This is a genomic window from Bradyrhizobium sp. WYCCWR15520, assembly GCF_056174665.1.
On sequence record NZ_JBWBWM010000002.1, the window covers coordinates 272,559 to 288,795 of the forward strand.

Genomic DNA, 16,237 nt, shown 5'->3' on the forward strand with positions numbered 1-16,237 from the left:
TTAATGCCGGCGACCATACACTCGGCCGGAGTGCGACGCAACATTTAATCAGTTTGAATGCGCCTTTAACCGTTTTACGGAGCGAGTTGACAAATGTTGCCCATTCTCGCCTGCGGTGCCGGCATCTATGTGGGCCTTCATTTTAATATTCTGGCGCTGCTTCCGCTCTCTGTATTGGGCGCCGGCGCGTATATCGTCTCGGCCTGGGCCAACGGGCAAGGTTTGCTGGACAGTATAACCGTGGTGCTGCTTCCAATACTCACCGTTCAGGTGGGGTATTTTCTAGGGCTGACGAGCCGACCGGCCTATTTGCATTTGCGATCTCGGCTCAATATTCGGCACTCTGAGCGGGTATAATTCCGGGACCACGATTTAAAGGCGGATTATCCGCATTTTCTGCGGGCCGGACCTATCGCACCTTGCCGGCAAAATACTGGTTGAAGGCTTCCTGCACGGCACCCAGGCCACCCAGCTGACGCTCGAGTTCCTGCGTGCGCTTTTCGCCGGTCGCCATCTGCTGTTCGTATTCCTTGATCCTGGCCGCGTCCTTGGCGTCGCGGGTCAGATATTCATCGTAGTCGGTGCCCGTGGCAAAGGCAGCCTGATCGCGCGCGGCATCGACACGCGCACGCAACGCGTCCCTCTCCTTCCGGATTGAAGCGACCGCGGCCTCGATCGCCGCCGAAATCGAGCCGAGCCGTTCGCTGTCGGTCTGAGCATCGCGCTCCGCGGAACGAACCTTGAAAGCTCGTGCCATATCGAGTCTCCTTGGCGTTACGGTTTCGCTGCGCTGCTCGCCCGACCGGCAGACCGCGAGACCAACGTTGGAAAAGAAGTTGTGTGCAGCCTACCGAACTGATGCCCAATCAACAATGTTGCTTTTTTCAGGAAAAACGAAAGGCTAGATTCCTGGATGATTCGGATTTTCCGGATTAGCGACAAGCGTGCAAGCGTGTAGGATTGCCAAGCATATGCCGAGGTGACGACCGGACCGAAGCAAGATGAGATTTCGAGACACGTTCAAATTTGCTCTCGAACTGTTCGTGCCTGAGCGGCTCATGCACCCAGGCGGGACTCTCGCGTCGGATCCGAAGCACGAAGCCTTGCAAGACGCCGCACCGGCTCCCACGGAATACGCACCGAACGGAAAGGCCCGTCGGATCATCGAGGAATTGGACCACGGAAAATTTGGTGGTCCCTCGTTTGGTCCACGAACGATCGAACTGATGTCTAAAGCCCTGGAGGACGCCGAGGCTTCATTGCCGCAACCGGCATCGGACCAGCAGCTTCGCTCGATCGCCGCGACCATTTTGAAGGTAGCCGGCGACGGCGAGCGCGATCCGGTCCGGCTGAAGACGGCGGCACTGTCCGCCCTCGAGCCTAACGTTGGCGACGCAGATGGAACGCCGTCACCGATGACCTGACGGCGACACTCGTCGCAAAGCTGGCTGCGGAAATCGCTGGTACTGCGTCTGGTTGAAGTGGGCGATTTGCCACTCAAGCGGATGGCAAGCTATAAGCTGACCGGGCGGCTGCTTGAGCGTCTCGCCCGCTCAGCCTGGGGACAATCAAAGTGGTTCATGGTGAAGCTCCTAAATCGATCCTGGTTCACGTGCTTTTTGGACTAAGGAAACTTCTGGGTGTTGCAACTTTTGCCCTGATCGTGGTTCTGCTCGGCCCCAAGCTGTTTGTCCTGTTCGACAATCCAAGGAATGCAACGGTTCCGGCGAAGCTGTTCGAGGCGCGCGAGTATGTCCTCAGTAAATCGGTGCCGATTCTGCATCGCTATGTGCCGACTAACATTGCCGGCAGCGATCGCTCCGACTGGATCCTGATCGGTCTCGCCATTCTCGTTACCATTTTTTCTGGCGCCGTCGCCCAGCGCTCGCAGACCGCGCAGAACCGGCGGCTGCTGCGAAAGTCGGCTCAGGCCTGGCGCCGGAAAGAAGGCGTGAAGCCGGGCTCGAGGCTCGACGCCGAACTGGAAACGACGCTGCGAATGGCGGAAAGCGGCAAGGCCGTGAACCGTCAGGAGCTGTTGCGGGTATTCGCCGAAACCAAGAAGAAGCTCGATACGTTCGGCCGCGAAGTGGCTTTCCTTGCCATCGACGTGGTTGGCTCGGCGGGAATGAAGGCCGGCGAGGACCATGCATCAATTCAGTATGACTTCGAAGAGTATCGAAAGCTCGTGGAGCGCATCTTCCGCGCCAGAGGTGTGTTGAAGACGGCTTGGACGCCCGACGGCGTGATGGCATGCTTCGCCCATGTCGAGGACGCTTGCCAGTCGGGCAAGGACGTTATCAAGAGCCTCAAGGTGTTCAACCGCGAGGTGAAACTGTCCAAGGCGGATTTCGCCGTTCGCTGCGGCGTGAACGCGGGCCTGGTCTACTTCGACGACTCTACCCCTCTTGAGACGATCTCGGATCGCGTCATCGACGTCGCCGGCCACATGCAGAAGAACGCCGAACCCAATACCGTGCTGGTGGCACGCAAGATCATCGAGCCGCTGCGTCAGCTCGAGGAATTCACCCACACCTCGCAGGTGATTGACGGTTACGAGGCCAGCGTCTGGCGTGATACGACCTCTGAGAGGTAAGTCAGAAGCCAACACTAGCGAAGCCCACGATCATCATCGCCCGGCTCGGACGGCGGCCGATAAATTTCGCTAAACCAGGTAGCAAGCAATTGCCTCCGTCACGCGCCCCCTGCAGGCACGCACTTCGCGGCCACCGGGCGGTTAGCCTCATCGTGTATCGGCGGGCGATGGAAGCCCATTCACTCGCCTGAGCCTAGATTTAAAGCCCGCCTCTTTAAGGCGTTCTCTTTGGCGCAAATGTCCGTGCTCACAGAACAATGGATAAGCGCCCGGAAATATCGGCGCACAGAGCGCGCGCGAGCAACGCACTTGCTCGCCTGAGCGCATAGGCAATCAACACGGGAACAGCACCATTAAAAATACATTAACGTGTCATAATAAAACATTAGACCCGTCGGCGGCTGGCTAACTTTGAATTGAATAAGAACTCAGGCCCAGCCTTGGGATGCAGTCATCGACCGAGCCGTAGCGGGGACCATTCAGCGTCCGCCGCGGGTTCTCAACTGGAGCTTACTTAAATGGTTGGCACTATCGCCAAACTGTCTTGCGCTGTTCTTCTTGCTGTGTCGACCGTGCCAGCCAAAGCTGTCGAGGTGATCACAAACGGCGACTTTCAATCGGGCCTTACAGGCTGGACCGGGTACGTCACCACGAACGGTACGATCTCGCAAATTCCGGGCTATGCGGGTGGGACGCGCGACCTCCCTGCGATCAAATCCTTCAACGTGTCGGGATCCGGCCCGTCGAACGCGTTGGCCCTGAACGCGGGAGCCAACCCTTCCAGCTCGACCCTGGAAGGTGGCGGTGTTACCCAGACCTTTACCACCACGGGCGGCACGGCGACGTTCTTTGCCAACATTGCAGACCATTGGCTAAGCGCTAGCGGTAGCATTGCTAGCATCGGCGTGTTTAGCGTCCTGCTCGACGGCCAGTTGATGGACAGCCATGATTTCGGCATCGTCACCGCAAATCCCCAAGGGTGGACGCTGCGTGACACGCTCAGCTTCACGACGACGCTGTCCGCGGGCGAGCATACGCTATCGTTGCAAGTGACGCGCCGCTTCGCTCCGGGTGTCGGCGTTGACGCGGAATACTTCGACAACGTATCGCTCAATGTGGAGGCCGTTCCGGAACCCTCGACCTGGGCGATGTTGATCCTTGGATTCGCAGGTGTGGGTTATATGGCTTATCGCCGTCGCAACGGCACACTCGCGGCCTGATCAGTGCTCCGACCTGGATTGAGAAGCCGCCGCAGGGCGGCTTCTTTTTTGTCCCGCGCTAGAGCCGCTGCGCAGCAAATACGTCGTTCCAAGATCGAGCGGACATCAGCTTCGGTGTGGGTCGCGCCGCCGCATCGTGGGCAACCATTGCAAAAACGAGATTACAGGCTTGTGTCGGGTCCGCCCTGCCAGTCAGATAATGTGAGAATGGCGCCGGACCGGGGTTTTACGGGCGTAAGCCCCTAAAATCGTTTAAGACTTTCAATCCCCGCCGCATTGACCGCCACAATATTATATTCTAGCTTTAAACTTTAATTTTTTAATTCTGTTTCCAGCGGTGGCGGCCGTGGATACCAAACTCAGTTCCGATTTGAGGCGATTGCGATATGCCCTTGAAGCCGTTTCGGCGGATTTGGACGCCATTGAACAACGCCCCCATCCCTCCCTGCGCATGGCCGCCGAAAACCTCGAGGGAAATCGGCGCGACGGGCTTGAGACATTCGTCAACCACTTTGTCTTCGCGGTAAAGAGTGGCGTCCTGCGGTAAACCACCGGCAGCCAGCAAAATATCCGATCCTTCCACCGCTATCGCGCAAGCGGCGAAATCGCCGGCAAACCCATGTGCAAGCCCATTTGTATGGCATGGCGTCCGCAGGCCATTGCCGGTTTCCTAATGGTGTTGTTACCCGACCAAGGGATTGGGTTTCGGAGTTCGGGCTGCTCGGTTGAGATCACCTTTATGCCGGTCGATATAGTAAATACCTATCTTGAGATTCAGCAGCTTCGCAAAGAGGTGCGCAAGGCGGAACTCGACCTCGGGATTTCTCTCCCGCGTCCGCCGAACCGTTCTTTCCCAGCCAGGCCCATGGAAGCCCGCGGCTCGCGGATGACCGATTCACAAATGCTTCTCTTAAAGCGGTTCAGGATTAACTGACCGAGTTGGTGCGAGATCCGCTTCCAACTCGGCGGTCTTTACCTCACCAAAAACCGCTTCTGGGCTGATGGTTAAGCATTATGCTGCACGTATAAATACGGGCGCGCATTTACCATGGATCGAAATCCCCTCCGCATTTCCACGGTAATCTCCGAAAATCCATTTAAATCAATTGTCTGATTTAGGGCTGCGGGCTAAATTGCCGCCGATTTCTAATCGTGCCGTCCGGGCAGGGATAATGGGACGGGTATTTCGGTTGGTATTTCGTGTCGTGGGGACGACGTGATGTTTTTAGAAAGCAAGGTATGCATCACCCTCGCAGAGAGCATTTCAGCAACTCGACGCCTGTCCGCACCTTCGTCTTCGTGGTTGGTACCCGCCCGGAAGTCATCAAGGTAGCCCCCATCGTTCGCAGGCTGCGCAAAGCCGAATGGGCGGTCGTTCGGGTCGTAACATCAGGCCAGCAGAGCGACCTTCTCGACAGCACCCTTGCCGAATTCGACCTCCGTCCGGACCTCTCGATCCGGCACCGGAGCAATTGTCACACGCCGGCGGCCCTCGCCAGCCTGCTCATTCGCCGCCTGGACCGGTATTTCGGGCAGGTTCGCCCCGATTGCGTGCTCGCCCAGGGCGACACGACGACCGCCTATGCGTCGTCGATCGCGGCGTTCTACCGCAAGATCGCCTTTGTGCATGTGGAAGCCGGATTGCGCACGCCAAGCCTTGATGCGCCCTTCCCCGAAGAATTTCACCGCCGGTCGATTGCCGTATCCACCTCTCTTCACTGCGCACCCACGTCGGCCGCGGCACAGAATCTTGTGTGGGAGAACATTGCGCGGGAGAAGATCATCGTTTCCGGAAATACGGTGATCGACTCGTTGCTGGAAGTCGCGGCTTCGAAACCGGTGCTGCCCGCCGACTTTCCCAGGCTGCGGACCATCCTTCTCACGGCGCATCGGCGGGAGAATTTTGGCGAACCGCTGCGCGACGCGTTCACCGCGATCAGGGCCTTCGTCGATCTCACCCCCGACGTCGCCGTGTATTTTCCGGTTCATCCCAATCCGAACGCACGCGAAACAGCGATCGAGATCCTTTCGGGTCATCCCCGGATCAGGCTGGTCGATCCGCTCGGCTACCGCGATGTCGTCGCCGCGATACAGAATGCCTGGTGCGTGGTGACGGATAGCGGCGGCCTTCAAGAAGAGGCCCCCGCGCTTGGCAAGCCCGTTCTGGTGTTGCGCGACGTGACCGAGAGGCCTGAGGCGGTAGCATCAGGGGTAGTCGAACTGGTCGGAACCTCTCGCGACGCGGTATTTGGCGCGTTGTCCGAGTTGAACAAGAACAGCACGAAATACACCCGCATGGCGCGGCCGGTATTTCCCTATGGGGATGGCCACGCCAGCAAGCGGATCGTCGAGGCCCTCTACCGGCAATTTGTCCTGCCGCCGCAAATGCGCTCCGCCGAAATCGCTCAGCTTCACCACGCGTCCTGAGAAATGACACAAGCCCCTTCCTTTATCTTTCAATATCTCTATGTCGTCGAGATTCTGATGCTGATCGCGGCTGTGATCATCACGATCTCCAGCTTCGACGATCTATTCGTGGACCTGCTGTACTGGACCAGCCGGCTGATGGGCACGGCGGACAGCAAGTCCAAGGAATTGCCGAGCGTGGAGATCCTCGAGCAGATCCCCGAGCGCCCGATCGCCATCATGGTGCCGTGCTGGAAGGAGCACGACGTCATCTTTTCGATGCTTTCATCGAACTCCCGGCTCGTGCGCTACGAGCACGCGCATTACTTCGTCGGCGTATATCTGAACGATCCCCTCACCCAGGCCGAGGTTCGCAAGGCACAGGGGCTGTACAAGAACATCCACATGGTGCTGGTGCCGCATGACGGCCCGACCAGCAAGGCCGACTGTCTGAACCAGACGATATCCGACATCTTCATGTTCGAGGCCGAGCAGAACATCCAGTTCGCGGGAATCGTGATGCACGATTCCGAGGACCTCATTCATCCGCTGGAGCTCAAGCTCTTCAACAAGCTGGTCGACGTCTACGACTTCATCCAGTTGCCGGTCTACTCGTTCTCCCGGCCGATCACCTCGCTCATCGCGGGCCTCTACATGGACGAGTTCGCCGAGATGCACACCAAGGACCTCGAGGTCCGCCAGCGCATCAGTGGCGTCATTCCCTGTGCCGGCGTCTCGGCATGCTTCAGCCGGGAGGCGATCCAGCATCTCAACGATCAGAACAAGGGCGAGGCTTTCCGGACGTCGTCGTTCACGGAAGATTACGACATCGCGTTCCGCGTCTCGGAGCTCGGGTTCAATTCCGCGTTCATCGCCTATCCGGCCAGCTACGCGATCGACATCGATATCGACAGCGGCAACCCCGGCATTCTCCACCGGACCCTGCCGGTGGCGACCCGCGAATTCTTTCCGTCAGGTCTCGAGGCCGCCTATCGCCAGCGCGCGCGCTGGTTGCTTGGCATCGTGTTCCAGGGCGCGCAGGAGCACGGTTGGAAAGGCTCGCTCGGGACCAAGTATTTTCTGGCGCGGGACAGAAAGGGCGTGATCACCAGTCCGGCGGTCATGCTCGCCTATTTTGCGCTCGCCAATCTGACCATATTCGAACTCTATCGGGCGGTCTTTGATCCCGAAAGGCAGTTTGTCTATACGCTATTGAACCAGAACTGGGCGATGTGGCTGTTCTTCGTGAACTTCCTGTTTCTGGTCTGGCGCCTGTTCAACCGAATGACGTTCACAGGCATGATCTACAACCTTCGTCACGCCCTGATGGCCGCGCCGCGACTGGTCGTCGGCAATTTTGTCAACTTCTTCGCAACCTGGCGCGCCGTGCGCATCTATCTCAGTCACCGGATATCGGGCACGGCTCTCGTCTGGGACAAGACTTCGCACTCTTACCCAGTGCACATGGGCGACCTTACGTTGCCACAGCCAGCCGTGGCTGCTGATAGCGCGGCAGCCGAATAGTTAGGCCGCCAGCGGCGGTTTGCCTTCGCGCGGCTGCACGGCGGATGGGCTTGGGCCAAGGATGAGACGCGCGAACGAACGCGTTCCCAGGAAAGCTGCGCAGACCACGATCGCAACGAGCTGGAGGCTGGGGTAAAAAATAATCGCGCCGAGAACCAGCCAGCCCGCGGCGATGGCAAGGAAGTCGGTCAGCCCGGAGCATTTCCTGTTGGCGGAATCCAAACCCTGATCGAGCGCATTGGCGATCGCATCGAAGCCATCGATCGCATCTCTGCTGGCCGGACCGGCCAGATCACGTGAAAACATCGGACACCCCCAAAGAGCCTCTCGCAGGCTCTCAGGGGCATTTGGCGGGGAGACTATTGCCCGCCGCTCAAACCGACCGTTACAGTTTTATCCATATGGCTCTTTCGTGTGCGAAGGCGTTGCGCCTCCCGGGGCATGAATAATTCCAGCCCAACGCATTCGTTAGGATTTTAATAATGGCCTCATGAAGAGGAGCCTGCCTGAGACGGCCCCAGGGCGGCGACAAACAGCCTGCAAATACTACGGCTTTTGGGCCTGCATCCGGGTCGAAATGGCGGAATTGCCGCTAGTATGGAGACTCCTTTAATGATTCATTTGGAACATCATTAATGCGAAAATTGCTTTCCCCGCTCTGCGCGCTCCGCGCCGACATCATCGAGCGGATCATGTGCGACGTTCGAACGCCTCCTGTGCAACGGCCGATGACCCCCGCCACATCTCGAACGGCAATCCACGCGATGGCGGTTCTTCCGTTCTCTCATCAATGTCAGTTCTGGCCGTTGCAGCCACAAAACCGACGTTGACAAGCATCCGCGCAAGTTGCTTGCGTGCGTAGAACATCCGGCTCTTCACGGTAGCAGAGGGAATGCCGACAATCCGGCTGGCTTCGGCGACAGATTTCTCGTGATAATAGATCAGCTCGATGATTTCGCGTTGCGCCGGAGACAGCTTTTCGATGCATGAACGTAGAATCGCACTCGTTTTCTTGCGATCGAGCGCGGCTTCGGGCGTATCCACGACATCGGCAATCCCGACGACATCGTCTTGATCGATATCCTCATGCTTTCGTTCCCGCAGCGAGTACAACGCCTTGAGGCGTGCGATCGAGAATAGCCATGTGGTAACCCGCACGCGATTTTCGAACCTGTTTGCGGATCGCCAGACGTCGAGAAACACCTGGCTGACCAGATCTTCGGCAATGGCCGCATTCCGAACGATCTTCTGAATGAAGCGAAACACCTTTGCGCGGTGGCGGGAAAACATGATGTGCATCGACGCCTTGTCGCCTTCCGCGACCCCCTTCAGAAGCATCTCGTCGGAAAAGCTCTCCGCTTCTATTCCGCTGCCGACAGCATAGGCCAGCTTGTCATGGCGGATTGCATCGAACCGCCCGGAAAGGACCGTTCCCCGACGCCGAACCGGCCTCGCCGCTCCCTGTCGCCGCTCGCTTGCGCGCATCTCTCTCTCCCACTTCCATTGACGAGATTGCGCCAAGGATGCGTCGCGTGGCGTCGTCCGGGCTACCCTACGGGAGGCTCGTATTTCTAATCTCCTGGTCTAGGGTGAATTAGCCCGTGGGCGGAGAGACCGGTTCGCTGCCTGGTAGCCGGGCGCATGGTGCCTCGTGGATGGGCAGCCGGCAGCAGGATCGGACAAGGCCTGATCGTTTTGAGGAAGACACCGGTTCTGTCCGGCGCCAAAACGCACACCGAACGCTCACGCTCAAGATTTCAGTATGTCCGAGTTCCCAACCGGCGCCGCCACGCCCGCCTCAATCGTCGACGCCCTGAAAGGGGTAGCCAGCGATCCGAAGGCGCGCGCGAGCTTTGCCAAAGGCCGGTGCGTTCGCGGCACCTATGCCGCCTCGGACCGGGCGAAAGAGATTACGAAATCCCGCAGCTTCACCAGGCCATCGCGCGTGCTGGCGCGCTTTTCGGTGGGCGGTAGCGATCCGCACGTGGCCGATACCAACGAATTCGTGCCGCGCGGCTTCAGCTTCAGGCTCGGTGACGAAGACCATCGCTCGAACATTCTCCTGCAGAGCGTACCGGTACATTTTGCGAGGACGCCCGATCAGATGTTGGCTTTCCTCATGGCGCGCATGGTGGGGACGAACGGCAAGCCGGATATGGCGAACATCATGGCATTCTCCGCCGCCAATCCCGAAACGCTGCATCAGGCGAACTACATCGCCGCCCATCCGCTGCCGGCGAGTTTTGTGGCCACGACCTATTGGGGTGTGCACGCTTTTCCAGCGACGAATGCAAAGGGTGAGACGCGGTTCATCAAGTTCAAGGCCGTTCCGGTGGGCGAAGACGTCACGCTGACCGACGAGGAAGCAAGAGCAAAGCCTGCCGACTTCCTGCATGACGAGCTCGAAAGCCGGATCGCTGCAGGTGATGTCCGGTTCAATGTGATGGCGCTGCTCGACCGTCCCGGCGATCCCACCATGGACGTGACCGTCCGATGGCCGGATGAGGACAGTCGCGACACGGTGCGGCTGGGAACGATCGTCATCACGGGTGTTGAGGCGGATGACGCGTGCGACGCGTCCGTCTTCGATCCGGCAAATCTCGCCGAAGGCATCGGGCATCCACCGGACGAGATCTTTGCGGCGCGCCGCGCCGCCTACGTCATTTCACTGGCGAAGCGCCGATGAACGGACGAGGCGGCCGGCGTAATGTTGGATCAGGTCTCGCTTTCCGGGATGTCCTGCGCATCTCGGCGCCAAACCCCTGGACTGACGCCGACCACGGCCGAAAACACCCGCGTAAAATGGCTTTGATTGGCGAACCCGGCCGAGATCGCAATTTCCGAGAGCGGCAGATCGCGGACAGTCATCAGCTGCTTGGCTGTCTTCACGCGCTGGCGAAGCAGCCATTGATGCGGCGGCAGGCCGGTGGAGGTTCGAAATGCGCGTGAAAAATGGCTGACCGAGAGGCCAAACTCGGCCGCGATTTGTTGTAATGAAAGCTTTCCGCCGAGGTCGGCCTCGAGCCTTTCGCAGGCCTGCCTCGCTTGCCACGGTGCAAGACCGCCGCGGGTCGATCCGGCGACGGGCCGATGTCCGCCATAGGCTTGGGCGACATGTGCGGTCAGCGCGAGCATCATGTGATCGATGAAAAGCTGGTTGGTTTCCTCGGGCCGACGCAGCCCGGCCTGAAGCGACGCACCGATATGACGGACGATCGCATCGTCATGGCCCACCCCAAGTTCACAGGTGAGTTCACCAACGCGCGGCGTGCGGGACTGTTCGGTGAGGCCGTCGAGCGCCGAGCGCGGAAGATAGAAGAACATAGAGTGGAACGGCTTGTCGATCACATAGCGCGGATCGCGCTTGAGGTCGTACAAATATGTTGCGCCTGCCGGGACGTCCGCCTTCATGACGCACTTGCCATTCTCCCACAGCTCGCACTCTGGGTAATCGTGAAGTTTCAGGCTGACGATAAAGGCATCCTCGGCGGTGAACGAGCCGGATATGCCTGGCACGGGGTTATCATCGCGCGTTTCGGTAGCCGCGAGCTCGACGCCGCGCAGTGAACGCGTGACCAGCGAGGGCGGCGCATCCTTCAGGTGCAGGAATTTCCCGAGCCTCTGTCCGAAGGCGCCCGCCTGTGTCATCTGGAACGGTCTCATGGGTGAAATTGGACTGGGGATCTCGTTCCCCCCGAGGTCGTGTTCCATTATCTGTTATCGGCGATCGACCGTCTAGGTTTGCTCGCAAAACGCGAAGCGGTTGTGACAACAACCGGACCGATCGCGTCAGAACGATTTTCTGAGCGATTTCAACGTGATTGCCCAACTTAAATTTCCGGTCCCGAGTTCCGGGCGTCTAGGTATCACAATCGCGAGCTTGGAGCAGGTTCCGACAAAGCACGGCCGCTTTAGGAAAGACGCCGTACTTGTACGGAGTTTAGAACACGCCCGGAACGCACGAACCCAAATAAACGGACCGCGGCAGACTACGGAGCAGAAGCGATCAGAAGGAGGCTACGCCATGCTTGGTACCACTGCACTCGCCGGCTCATCTGCCCTAGCGCCCTCACACCGCATTCCCATGAGCAAAGTTGCCGACAATATGGAGCGACCCCTCGTCCTGATCGTGGACGATGACGACGAGGTCCGCACCGCGCTGCAAGATCTTCTTTTGTCGGTGGGAATCGACGCGTGCTGCTTTGGATCGACGCAGGAATTGCTGCACGCCGACCTTCCGGACCGCCCGGGCTGCCTGATTCTCGACGTTCGTATGCCCGGAGCGAGCGGCCTCGATCTCCAGCGGCATCTCGCCTCGAACGGCAACATGCGACCGATCATTTTCCTCACCGGGTATGGCGATATCGCCATGACGGTCCAGGCGATGAAGGCAGGAGCCGTCGACTTCCTGACGAAGCCGGTAAGAGATCAGACGCTGCTTGATGTGGTTACGGCGGCGATCGAGAAAGACATTTCGCTGCGAACAGTGGCCCGGCACATCAAGCAACATGTCGACCGATACGCGAAATTGACACCGCGCGAACGCGAGATCCTGCGCGAAGTAGCAAGGGGCCGCCTCAACAAACAGATCGCGTTCGATCTCGGCATCAGCGAGGTCACCGTCAAGCTGCACCGCGGCAACGTCACGAAGAAAATGCAGGCGACGTCGGTTGGTCAGCTCATTCGCATCTGGGAACTCCTGCCTGCGGAGATTCGAGGGGAGAGATCATCCTAGACCAAGGAATAGGTACAAGCTGGCCAGCAATGGGCAGATGGTCGTGGGGCCATGCCAGCGAAAACCATCCGCTTGTCCAAAGCACCTCTCGTCGCAATCATAGATGACGACGAAGCTGTGCGAGAGGCCCTTTCCGATCTCTTATTGGCGCTGGATCTATCGTGTCGCACTTTCGATCGAGCGGAGGCATTCATGGCGGAATACGCCCCGGGCAGCTTCGATTGCCTGATTACCGATGTGAGCATGCCGGGCCGGAGCGGCCTCGACCTGCTGCAGCATCTGCGAAGCATCGGATCCTTGATGCCGGCTATCGTCATCACTGCCGATCCGAATGCGACGACCCGATCTCGCGCCATGAGAGATGGGGCCTATGCATACCTGACCAAGCCGATAAGCAGTGACGCACTCTTTCGTCATCTGCAGTCCGCCCTGAAGCTCGTGGGCTCCAGTCCTGACAGTGACGGACAGGAGAAGCCTTCTGATGGCTAGTCCCGTCCACAAGTCCGTGACGGGCGGCGGCGAGCAATCCTTCACGTCCCCGCCCGGGATGGAGTTGTCCGATTTCGCATCTGAAAGCGTGGGATCACGTTCGGATGACTTGCGCGCAACGGACATGAGTGTCGAGGCTGACATGCTCCCCAGTATGCAAGTACCCACGGAAATCATGCGAAAATGGCAGGAGATCGTAGATCTTCTGGCCGATATTCTAAATGTTCCCTCCGCCTTGATCATGCGGGTAGAGCCGCCAAACATCAAAGTCTTCGTTTCCAGCGAATCCAAAGGAAATCCTTACGAGCCGGACGAAGTCGCGTGTCTCAATACCGGACTCTATTGTGAGACTGTAATGAACACCCGCCGACCATTGATTGTCCCAGACGCTCTGCAAGACGAGGCGTGGAAGTCAAACCCTGACATCAAACTCGGCATGATCTCTTACCTCGGCGTGCCGATCAGCTGGCCCGATGGCGAGATATTTGGAACGATTTGTGCTCTCGATACGAAAAGCAACGGATACAGCGAGCTCTATCTCAGACTGCTGTTGCAGTGGCGCGACGTGTTGCAGGCAGACTTGAGATCCATTGCAACCATGCAGCGCGAGATTGAACAACGTGAGGCGAAAATTCGCCGCCTCGTCGATGCCAACATCATCGGCATCATCATCTGGAATGTAGAGGGTCAGATTCTTGATGCCAATAGTGAGTTTCTCCGCATAGTTGGATATGATCAGCACGATCTCCTGTCCGGTCGAGTGAGCTGGGCGGACATGACGCCCCCTGAATGGCGCGATCGCGATGCGCTGACGATCTCCGAGCTGAAGACCAAGGGAGCCGTGCAGCCCTTCGAAAAGGAGTATATCCGGAAGGATGGCAGCCGTATTCCAGTGTTGATCGGCGTCGCGAGCCTTGAAGGGACAGAGGGCCAGGGTGTCGCATTCGTGCTCGATTTAACCGAACGTAAGCGGGCAGAAGCAGAAGCGCGTGAGAGCGAGCGGCGATTCCGCAACATGCAGATGGAATTGGCCCACGCTAATCGACTGGCAACTTTGGGCCAGCTTACGGCGTCTATTACCCATGAGGTCAAGCAGCCGATCACGGCCGCGCTCCTGAACACCCAAACCGCTCAGCGCTTCCTCACTCGCCAGCAGCCAGATATTGAGAGGGCGAAAAAGGCAATAGACCGCGCTGTACTGAACGGCATGCGCGTTACTGAAGTTGTCGACCGGACGCACGCGTTGGTTAGGAAGGAGCCAACGCGAAAGGACAGCTTGGAGATTAATGACGCCATTTCGGAAGTCATCGGACTGACGCGCGGCGAAGCGTTGAAAAACGGCGTTCAAGTGCGGACTCAACTGGCGGAGGGTCTACCTGTTATTCAAGGCAGTCGGGTCCAGATTCAACAGGTGATGCTGAACTTGATCGTAAATGCAGTCGAGGCGATGAGCCAGATGAGCGACGTCCGTCGGGAATTACAAATCAGCACCCAGGTTGAAGCTGACTGTGTTCTCGTTGCGGTGCGAGACTCCGGCCCGGGCCTATCAGAAGGCGATATCGAGCGAGCCTTCGAGACATTTTATACAACGAAGTCGAGCGGCCTGGGGATGGGACTATCCATTTGCCGTGCGATTGTCGAGGATCACGGAGGACGATTGTGGGCGGCCGCAAACCTACCAAAAGGTGCGTCGTTTCAATTCACAATTCCTATCAATTCGAACTGCTAGGATCGACCACACGTATTGAGCCTCCAAACCTCGTGCAATCTTCTCGAAGTGAATCACTGTGTCGACGGCATTTGGCTCCACGTTTCTGTCGTCGACATCATTCGGCCTGTTCAATGAGCTCCTCTTCATGGCGCTTATCAGCGCGATACGGACACCGCGTCCACCCTATCCCAAAGTACAGGTCGATCTATCCCGCAAACCAGCGCCACTAGGCTCGCTGCACGATACCGTCGCGCGGCATTTGCCATCACGATAGCGAGCACACCGGAAGCAACGGGCCCAGCGCCTCTCTGGCCCAGTGCGTATCGCGGAGTGAGCGCTTGACGTCCCCAACGCGAGTACAGCCCATGAATAAACCGATTTTGCGCGATCCTTCACCGGAATATCCGCCAGCATCTGAGGCGCGCCAGAGCAACGTGCCGATTGCCGATGGGCGTCCTGCTGATGTGGAGATGGCACGCGTGCTTGGGACCACACCATTTCATATGGCTTTAGACTCCTCCGGTGCCGGGATCGCCCACTGGAAACATGAACCGTTGCACGACGTCGTCGAACCCATGACCCATCACGTCATCATGGCTTACAACGGTCAGATGCAGCGCATGGAGCGGCGGTCAGGAAGATCGGTTGCAATTGGAACGTTTCGTCCCGGGGTTGTGATCATCATTCCGGAAGGATCGAGCTCCCGATGGGATATTCCGAAACCTGTTGATGTCGTTCAGCTCTATCTTCCGCACACAATGCTCGAGCGCGTTGCCCGCGAAGCCGACACGGCCACACCAACCGATCTCCTGGAGCGAACGGCGCATCCCGACCCCATTACATCCCGATTGCTCTTGAGCGCGGCCGATGCCATGGAGGGCAATGGGCCCCTGGATACGCTGTTCAGGCATCAACTGATAGACCTCCTGGCCACGCGCGTCCTGGCTGCGCACACCGGCTCGCCAACCCCGCTCCAGCCGACCATGGGTGGGCTGTCGCCGAAGGTCCTGCTCCGCTCCATCGAACGCCTGCGCTCGGACAGTGACGCCGACGTCTCGCTCGCGGCGCTCGCTTCGGATGCCGGCCTGTCGCGCTTCCACTTCTGCCGCGCCTTCAAGGAAAGCACCGGGCTTTCGCCGCATGCCTGGCTGCGCCAGCACCGGCTCGAGCAGGCCATGAACATGCTGCGCGACACCGATGCGTCCGTCGTGTCAGTCGCCGCGGCGCTTGGCTATTCATCCCAAACCGCCTTCGCCGCGGCGTTCAGGAAGTTGACCGGCGAGACCCCGAGCGATTGGCGGAGGCGTGTGCGTTAACAGCAATCGCTCTACAGGTACGGCAATCGCTCTGGGGCAGTCACAAGTCTGGTTCGGTAAAACATCACGGTGCCCACGTCAGCAACGGAGGAGACCAACGATGGCCTGGAAGAGTTTTTCAATCGCACCACGACGGAGGGCCGTTGCGACCGCACTTGTATACGGGCTTTCATTGACCGTTCGCTTCACCTCAACCATGGGCGAAGAAGCGCCGGCACAAGCCACTCAAGCTACGAACCC

At 58.6% G+C, this 16,237-nt stretch carries 15 protein-coding genes and 2 pseudogenes; 12 read left to right on the forward strand and 5 right to left on the reverse strand.

What is annotated here, in order from left to right; translation table 11 throughout:
- The first annotated feature begins 93 nt into the window (after window positions 1–93).
- Window positions 94–357: a hypothetical protein gene (locus AC0QUY_RS03250; RefSeq protein ID WP_475385736.1), complete on the forward strand. Its 264-nt coding sequence runs from the start codon at window positions 94–96 to the stop codon at window positions 355–357.
- A 52-nt stretch (window positions 358–409) separates the two neighbouring features.
- Here AC0QUY_RS03250 and AC0QUY_RS03255 read toward each other — a convergent pair whose 3' ends face one another.
- A complete protein-coding gene (locus tag AC0QUY_RS03255; RefSeq protein ID WP_161856117.1) occupies window positions 410–757 on the reverse strand; it encodes a hypothetical protein in 348 nt (115 codons plus the stop codon).
- Between the two features lie 469 nt (window positions 758–1,226).
- Here AC0QUY_RS03255 and AC0QUY_RS03260 point away from each other — a divergent pair, with 469 nt between their 5' ends.
- From AC0QUY_RS03260 to AC0QUY_RS03270, 3 genes and pseudogenes are all read left to right on the forward strand, one after another.
- Window positions 1,227–1,424, forward strand: coding sequence for a hypothetical protein (locus AC0QUY_RS03260; protein ID WP_475385737.1), 198 nt, complete (start codon window positions 1,227–1,229; stop codon window positions 1,422–1,424).
- A 149-nt stretch (window positions 1,425–1,573) separates the two neighbouring features.
- Window positions 1,574–2,596 (forward strand): hypothetical protein, encoded by a 1,023-nt coding sequence (locus tag AC0QUY_RS03265; protein WP_475385738.1) that lies wholly within the window; start codon window positions 1,574–1,576, stop codon window positions 2,594–2,596.
- A 1,124-nt stretch (window positions 2,597–3,720) separates the two neighbouring features.
- A pseudogene (locus AC0QUY_RS03270) lies at window positions 3,721–3,816 on the forward strand (PEPxxWA-CTERM sorting domain-containing protein); the annotation flags it as partial.
- Window positions 3,817–4,135: 319 nt separating this feature from the next.
- On the opposite strand, the gene AC0QUY_RS03275 reads toward AC0QUY_RS03270, so the two are convergent.
- A complete protein-coding gene (locus AC0QUY_RS03275; RefSeq protein WP_475385739.1) occupies window positions 4,136–4,399 on the reverse strand; it encodes a hypothetical protein in 264 nt (87 codons plus the stop codon).
- A 36-nt stretch (window positions 4,400–4,435) separates the two neighbouring features.
- Between AC0QUY_RS03275 and AC0QUY_RS03280 the strand changes: the two genes are divergently transcribed.
- From AC0QUY_RS03280 to AC0QUY_RS03290, 3 genes are all read left to right on the forward strand, one after another.
- Window positions 4,436–4,750, forward strand: a complete 315-nt coding sequence (locus AC0QUY_RS03280) for a hypothetical protein (protein ID WP_475385740.1) — start codon at window positions 4,436–4,438, stop codon at window positions 4,748–4,750.
- A gap of 305 nt (window positions 4,751–5,055) precedes the next feature.
- Window positions 5,056–6,243: a non-hydrolyzing UDP-N-acetylglucosamine 2-epimerase gene (gene wecB, locus AC0QUY_RS03285; protein WP_475385741.1), complete on the forward strand. Its 1,188-nt coding sequence runs from the start codon at window positions 5,056–5,058 to the stop codon at window positions 6,241–6,243.
- A gap of 3 nt (window positions 6,244–6,246) precedes the next feature.
- Window positions 6,247–7,746 carry a glycosyl transferase family protein gene (locus AC0QUY_RS03290; protein WP_475385742.1) on the forward strand — a complete coding sequence of 500 codons (1,500 nt, stop codon included), beginning with the start codon at window positions 6,247–6,249 and terminating at the stop codon, window positions 7,744–7,746.
- Here AC0QUY_RS03290 and AC0QUY_RS03295 read toward each other — a convergent pair whose 3' ends face one another.
- Window positions 7,747–8,052, reverse strand: a complete 306-nt coding sequence (locus AC0QUY_RS03295) for a hypothetical protein (RefSeq protein WP_475385743.1) — start codon at window positions 8,050–8,052, stop codon at window positions 7,747–7,749.
- Between the two features lie 513 nt (window positions 8,053–8,565).
- Window positions 8,566–9,150, reverse strand: a pseudogene (locus tag AC0QUY_RS03300) (sigma-70 family RNA polymerase sigma factor); the annotation flags it as partial.
- Window positions 9,151–9,508: 358 nt separating this feature from the next.
- Here AC0QUY_RS03300 and AC0QUY_RS03305 point away from each other — a divergent pair.
- Window positions 9,509–10,432 carry a catalase family peroxidase gene (locus tag AC0QUY_RS03305; RefSeq protein ID WP_475385744.1) on the forward strand — a complete coding sequence of 308 codons (924 nt, stop codon included), beginning with the start codon at window positions 9,509–9,511 and terminating at the stop codon, window positions 10,430–10,432.
- A gap of 29 nt (window positions 10,433–10,461) precedes the next feature.
- Here AC0QUY_RS03305 and AC0QUY_RS03310 read toward each other — a convergent pair whose 3' ends face one another.
- Complete coding sequence (locus AC0QUY_RS03310) at window positions 10,462–11,394, reverse strand: helix-turn-helix domain-containing protein (protein WP_475385803.1); 933 nt, start codon at window positions 11,392–11,394, stop codon at window positions 10,462–10,464.
- A 436-nt stretch (window positions 11,395–11,830) separates the two neighbouring features.
- Between AC0QUY_RS03310 and AC0QUY_RS03315 the strand changes: the two genes are divergently transcribed.
- The 4 genes from AC0QUY_RS03315 (at window position 11,831) to AC0QUY_RS03330 (ending at window position 15,997) form a co-directional block, all read left to right on the forward strand.
- Window positions 11,831–12,481, forward strand: coding sequence for a response regulator transcription factor (locus AC0QUY_RS03315; RefSeq protein ID WP_475385804.1), 651 nt, complete (start codon window positions 11,831–11,833; stop codon window positions 12,479–12,481).
- 51 nt (window positions 12,482–12,532) lie between these two features.
- Window positions 12,533–12,970 carry a response regulator transcription factor gene (locus tag AC0QUY_RS03320; protein ID WP_475385745.1) on the forward strand — a complete coding sequence of 146 codons (438 nt, stop codon included), beginning with the start codon at window positions 12,533–12,535 and terminating at the stop codon, window positions 12,968–12,970.
- Window positions 12,963–14,699, forward strand: coding sequence for an ATP-binding protein (locus AC0QUY_RS03325; protein ID WP_475385746.1), 1,737 nt, complete (start codon window positions 12,963–12,965; stop codon window positions 14,697–14,699). The genes AC0QUY_RS03320 and AC0QUY_RS03325 overlap by 8 nt, the downstream gene beginning before the upstream one ends.
- Window positions 14,700–15,046: 347 nt before the next feature.
- On the forward strand, window positions 15,047–15,997 hold the full coding sequence (locus AC0QUY_RS03330) for a helix-turn-helix domain-containing protein (protein WP_161856854.1): 951 nt from the start codon (window positions 15,047–15,049) through the stop codon (window positions 15,995–15,997).
- Window positions 15,998–16,237 lie beyond the last annotated feature (240 nt).

Excerpts from the sequence above, each read along its gene's own strand:
- AC0QUY_RS03315 (WP_475385804.1), top strand. The coding sequence starts at position 11,831 with ATGAGCAAAGTTGCCGACAATATGGAGCGACCCCTCGTCCTGATCGTG.
- AC0QUY_RS03260 (WP_475385737.1), top strand. The coding sequence starts at position 1,227 with ATGTCTAAAGCCCTGGAGGACGCCGAGGCTTCATTGCCGCAACCGGCA.
- AC0QUY_RS03280 (WP_475385740.1), top strand. The coding sequence starts at position 4,436 with ATGTGCAAGCCCATTTGTATGGCATGGCGTCCGCAGGCCATTGCCGGT.
- wecB (WP_475385741.1), top strand. The coding sequence starts at position 5,056 with ATGCATCACCCTCGCAGAGAGCATTTCAGCAACTCGACGCCTGTCCGC.
- AC0QUY_RS03320 (WP_475385745.1), top strand. The coding sequence starts at position 12,533 with ATGCCAGCGAAAACCATCCGCTTGTCCAAAGCACCTCTCGTCGCAATC.
- AC0QUY_RS03295 (WP_475385743.1), bottom strand. The coding sequence starts at position 8,052 with ATGTTTTCACGTGATCTGGCCGGTCCGGCCAGCAGAGATGCGATCGAT.
- AC0QUY_RS03305 (WP_475385744.1), top strand. The coding sequence starts at position 9,509 with ATGTCCGAGTTCCCAACCGGCGCCGCCACGCCCGCCTCAATCGTCGAC.
- AC0QUY_RS03255 (WP_161856117.1), bottom strand. The coding sequence starts at position 757 with ATGGCACGAGCTTTCAAGGTTCGTTCCGCGGAGCGCGATGCTCAGACC.
- AC0QUY_RS03310 (WP_475385803.1), bottom strand. The coding sequence starts at position 11,394 with ATGACACAGGCGGGCGCCTTCGGACAGAGGCTCGGGAAATTCCTGCAC.
- AC0QUY_RS03330 (WP_161856854.1), top strand. The coding sequence starts at position 15,047 with ATGAATAAACCGATTTTGCGCGATCCTTCACCGGAATATCCGCCAGCA.
- AC0QUY_RS03290 (WP_475385742.1), top strand. The coding sequence starts at position 6,247 with ATGACACAAGCCCCTTCCTTTATCTTTCAATATCTCTATGTCGTCGAG.
- AC0QUY_RS03250 (WP_475385736.1), top strand. The coding sequence starts at position 94 with ATGTTGCCCATTCTCGCCTGCGGTGCCGGCATCTATGTGGGCCTTCAT.
- AC0QUY_RS03325 (WP_475385746.1), top strand. The coding sequence starts at position 12,963 with ATGGCTAGTCCCGTCCACAAGTCCGTGACGGGCGGCGGCGAGCAATCC.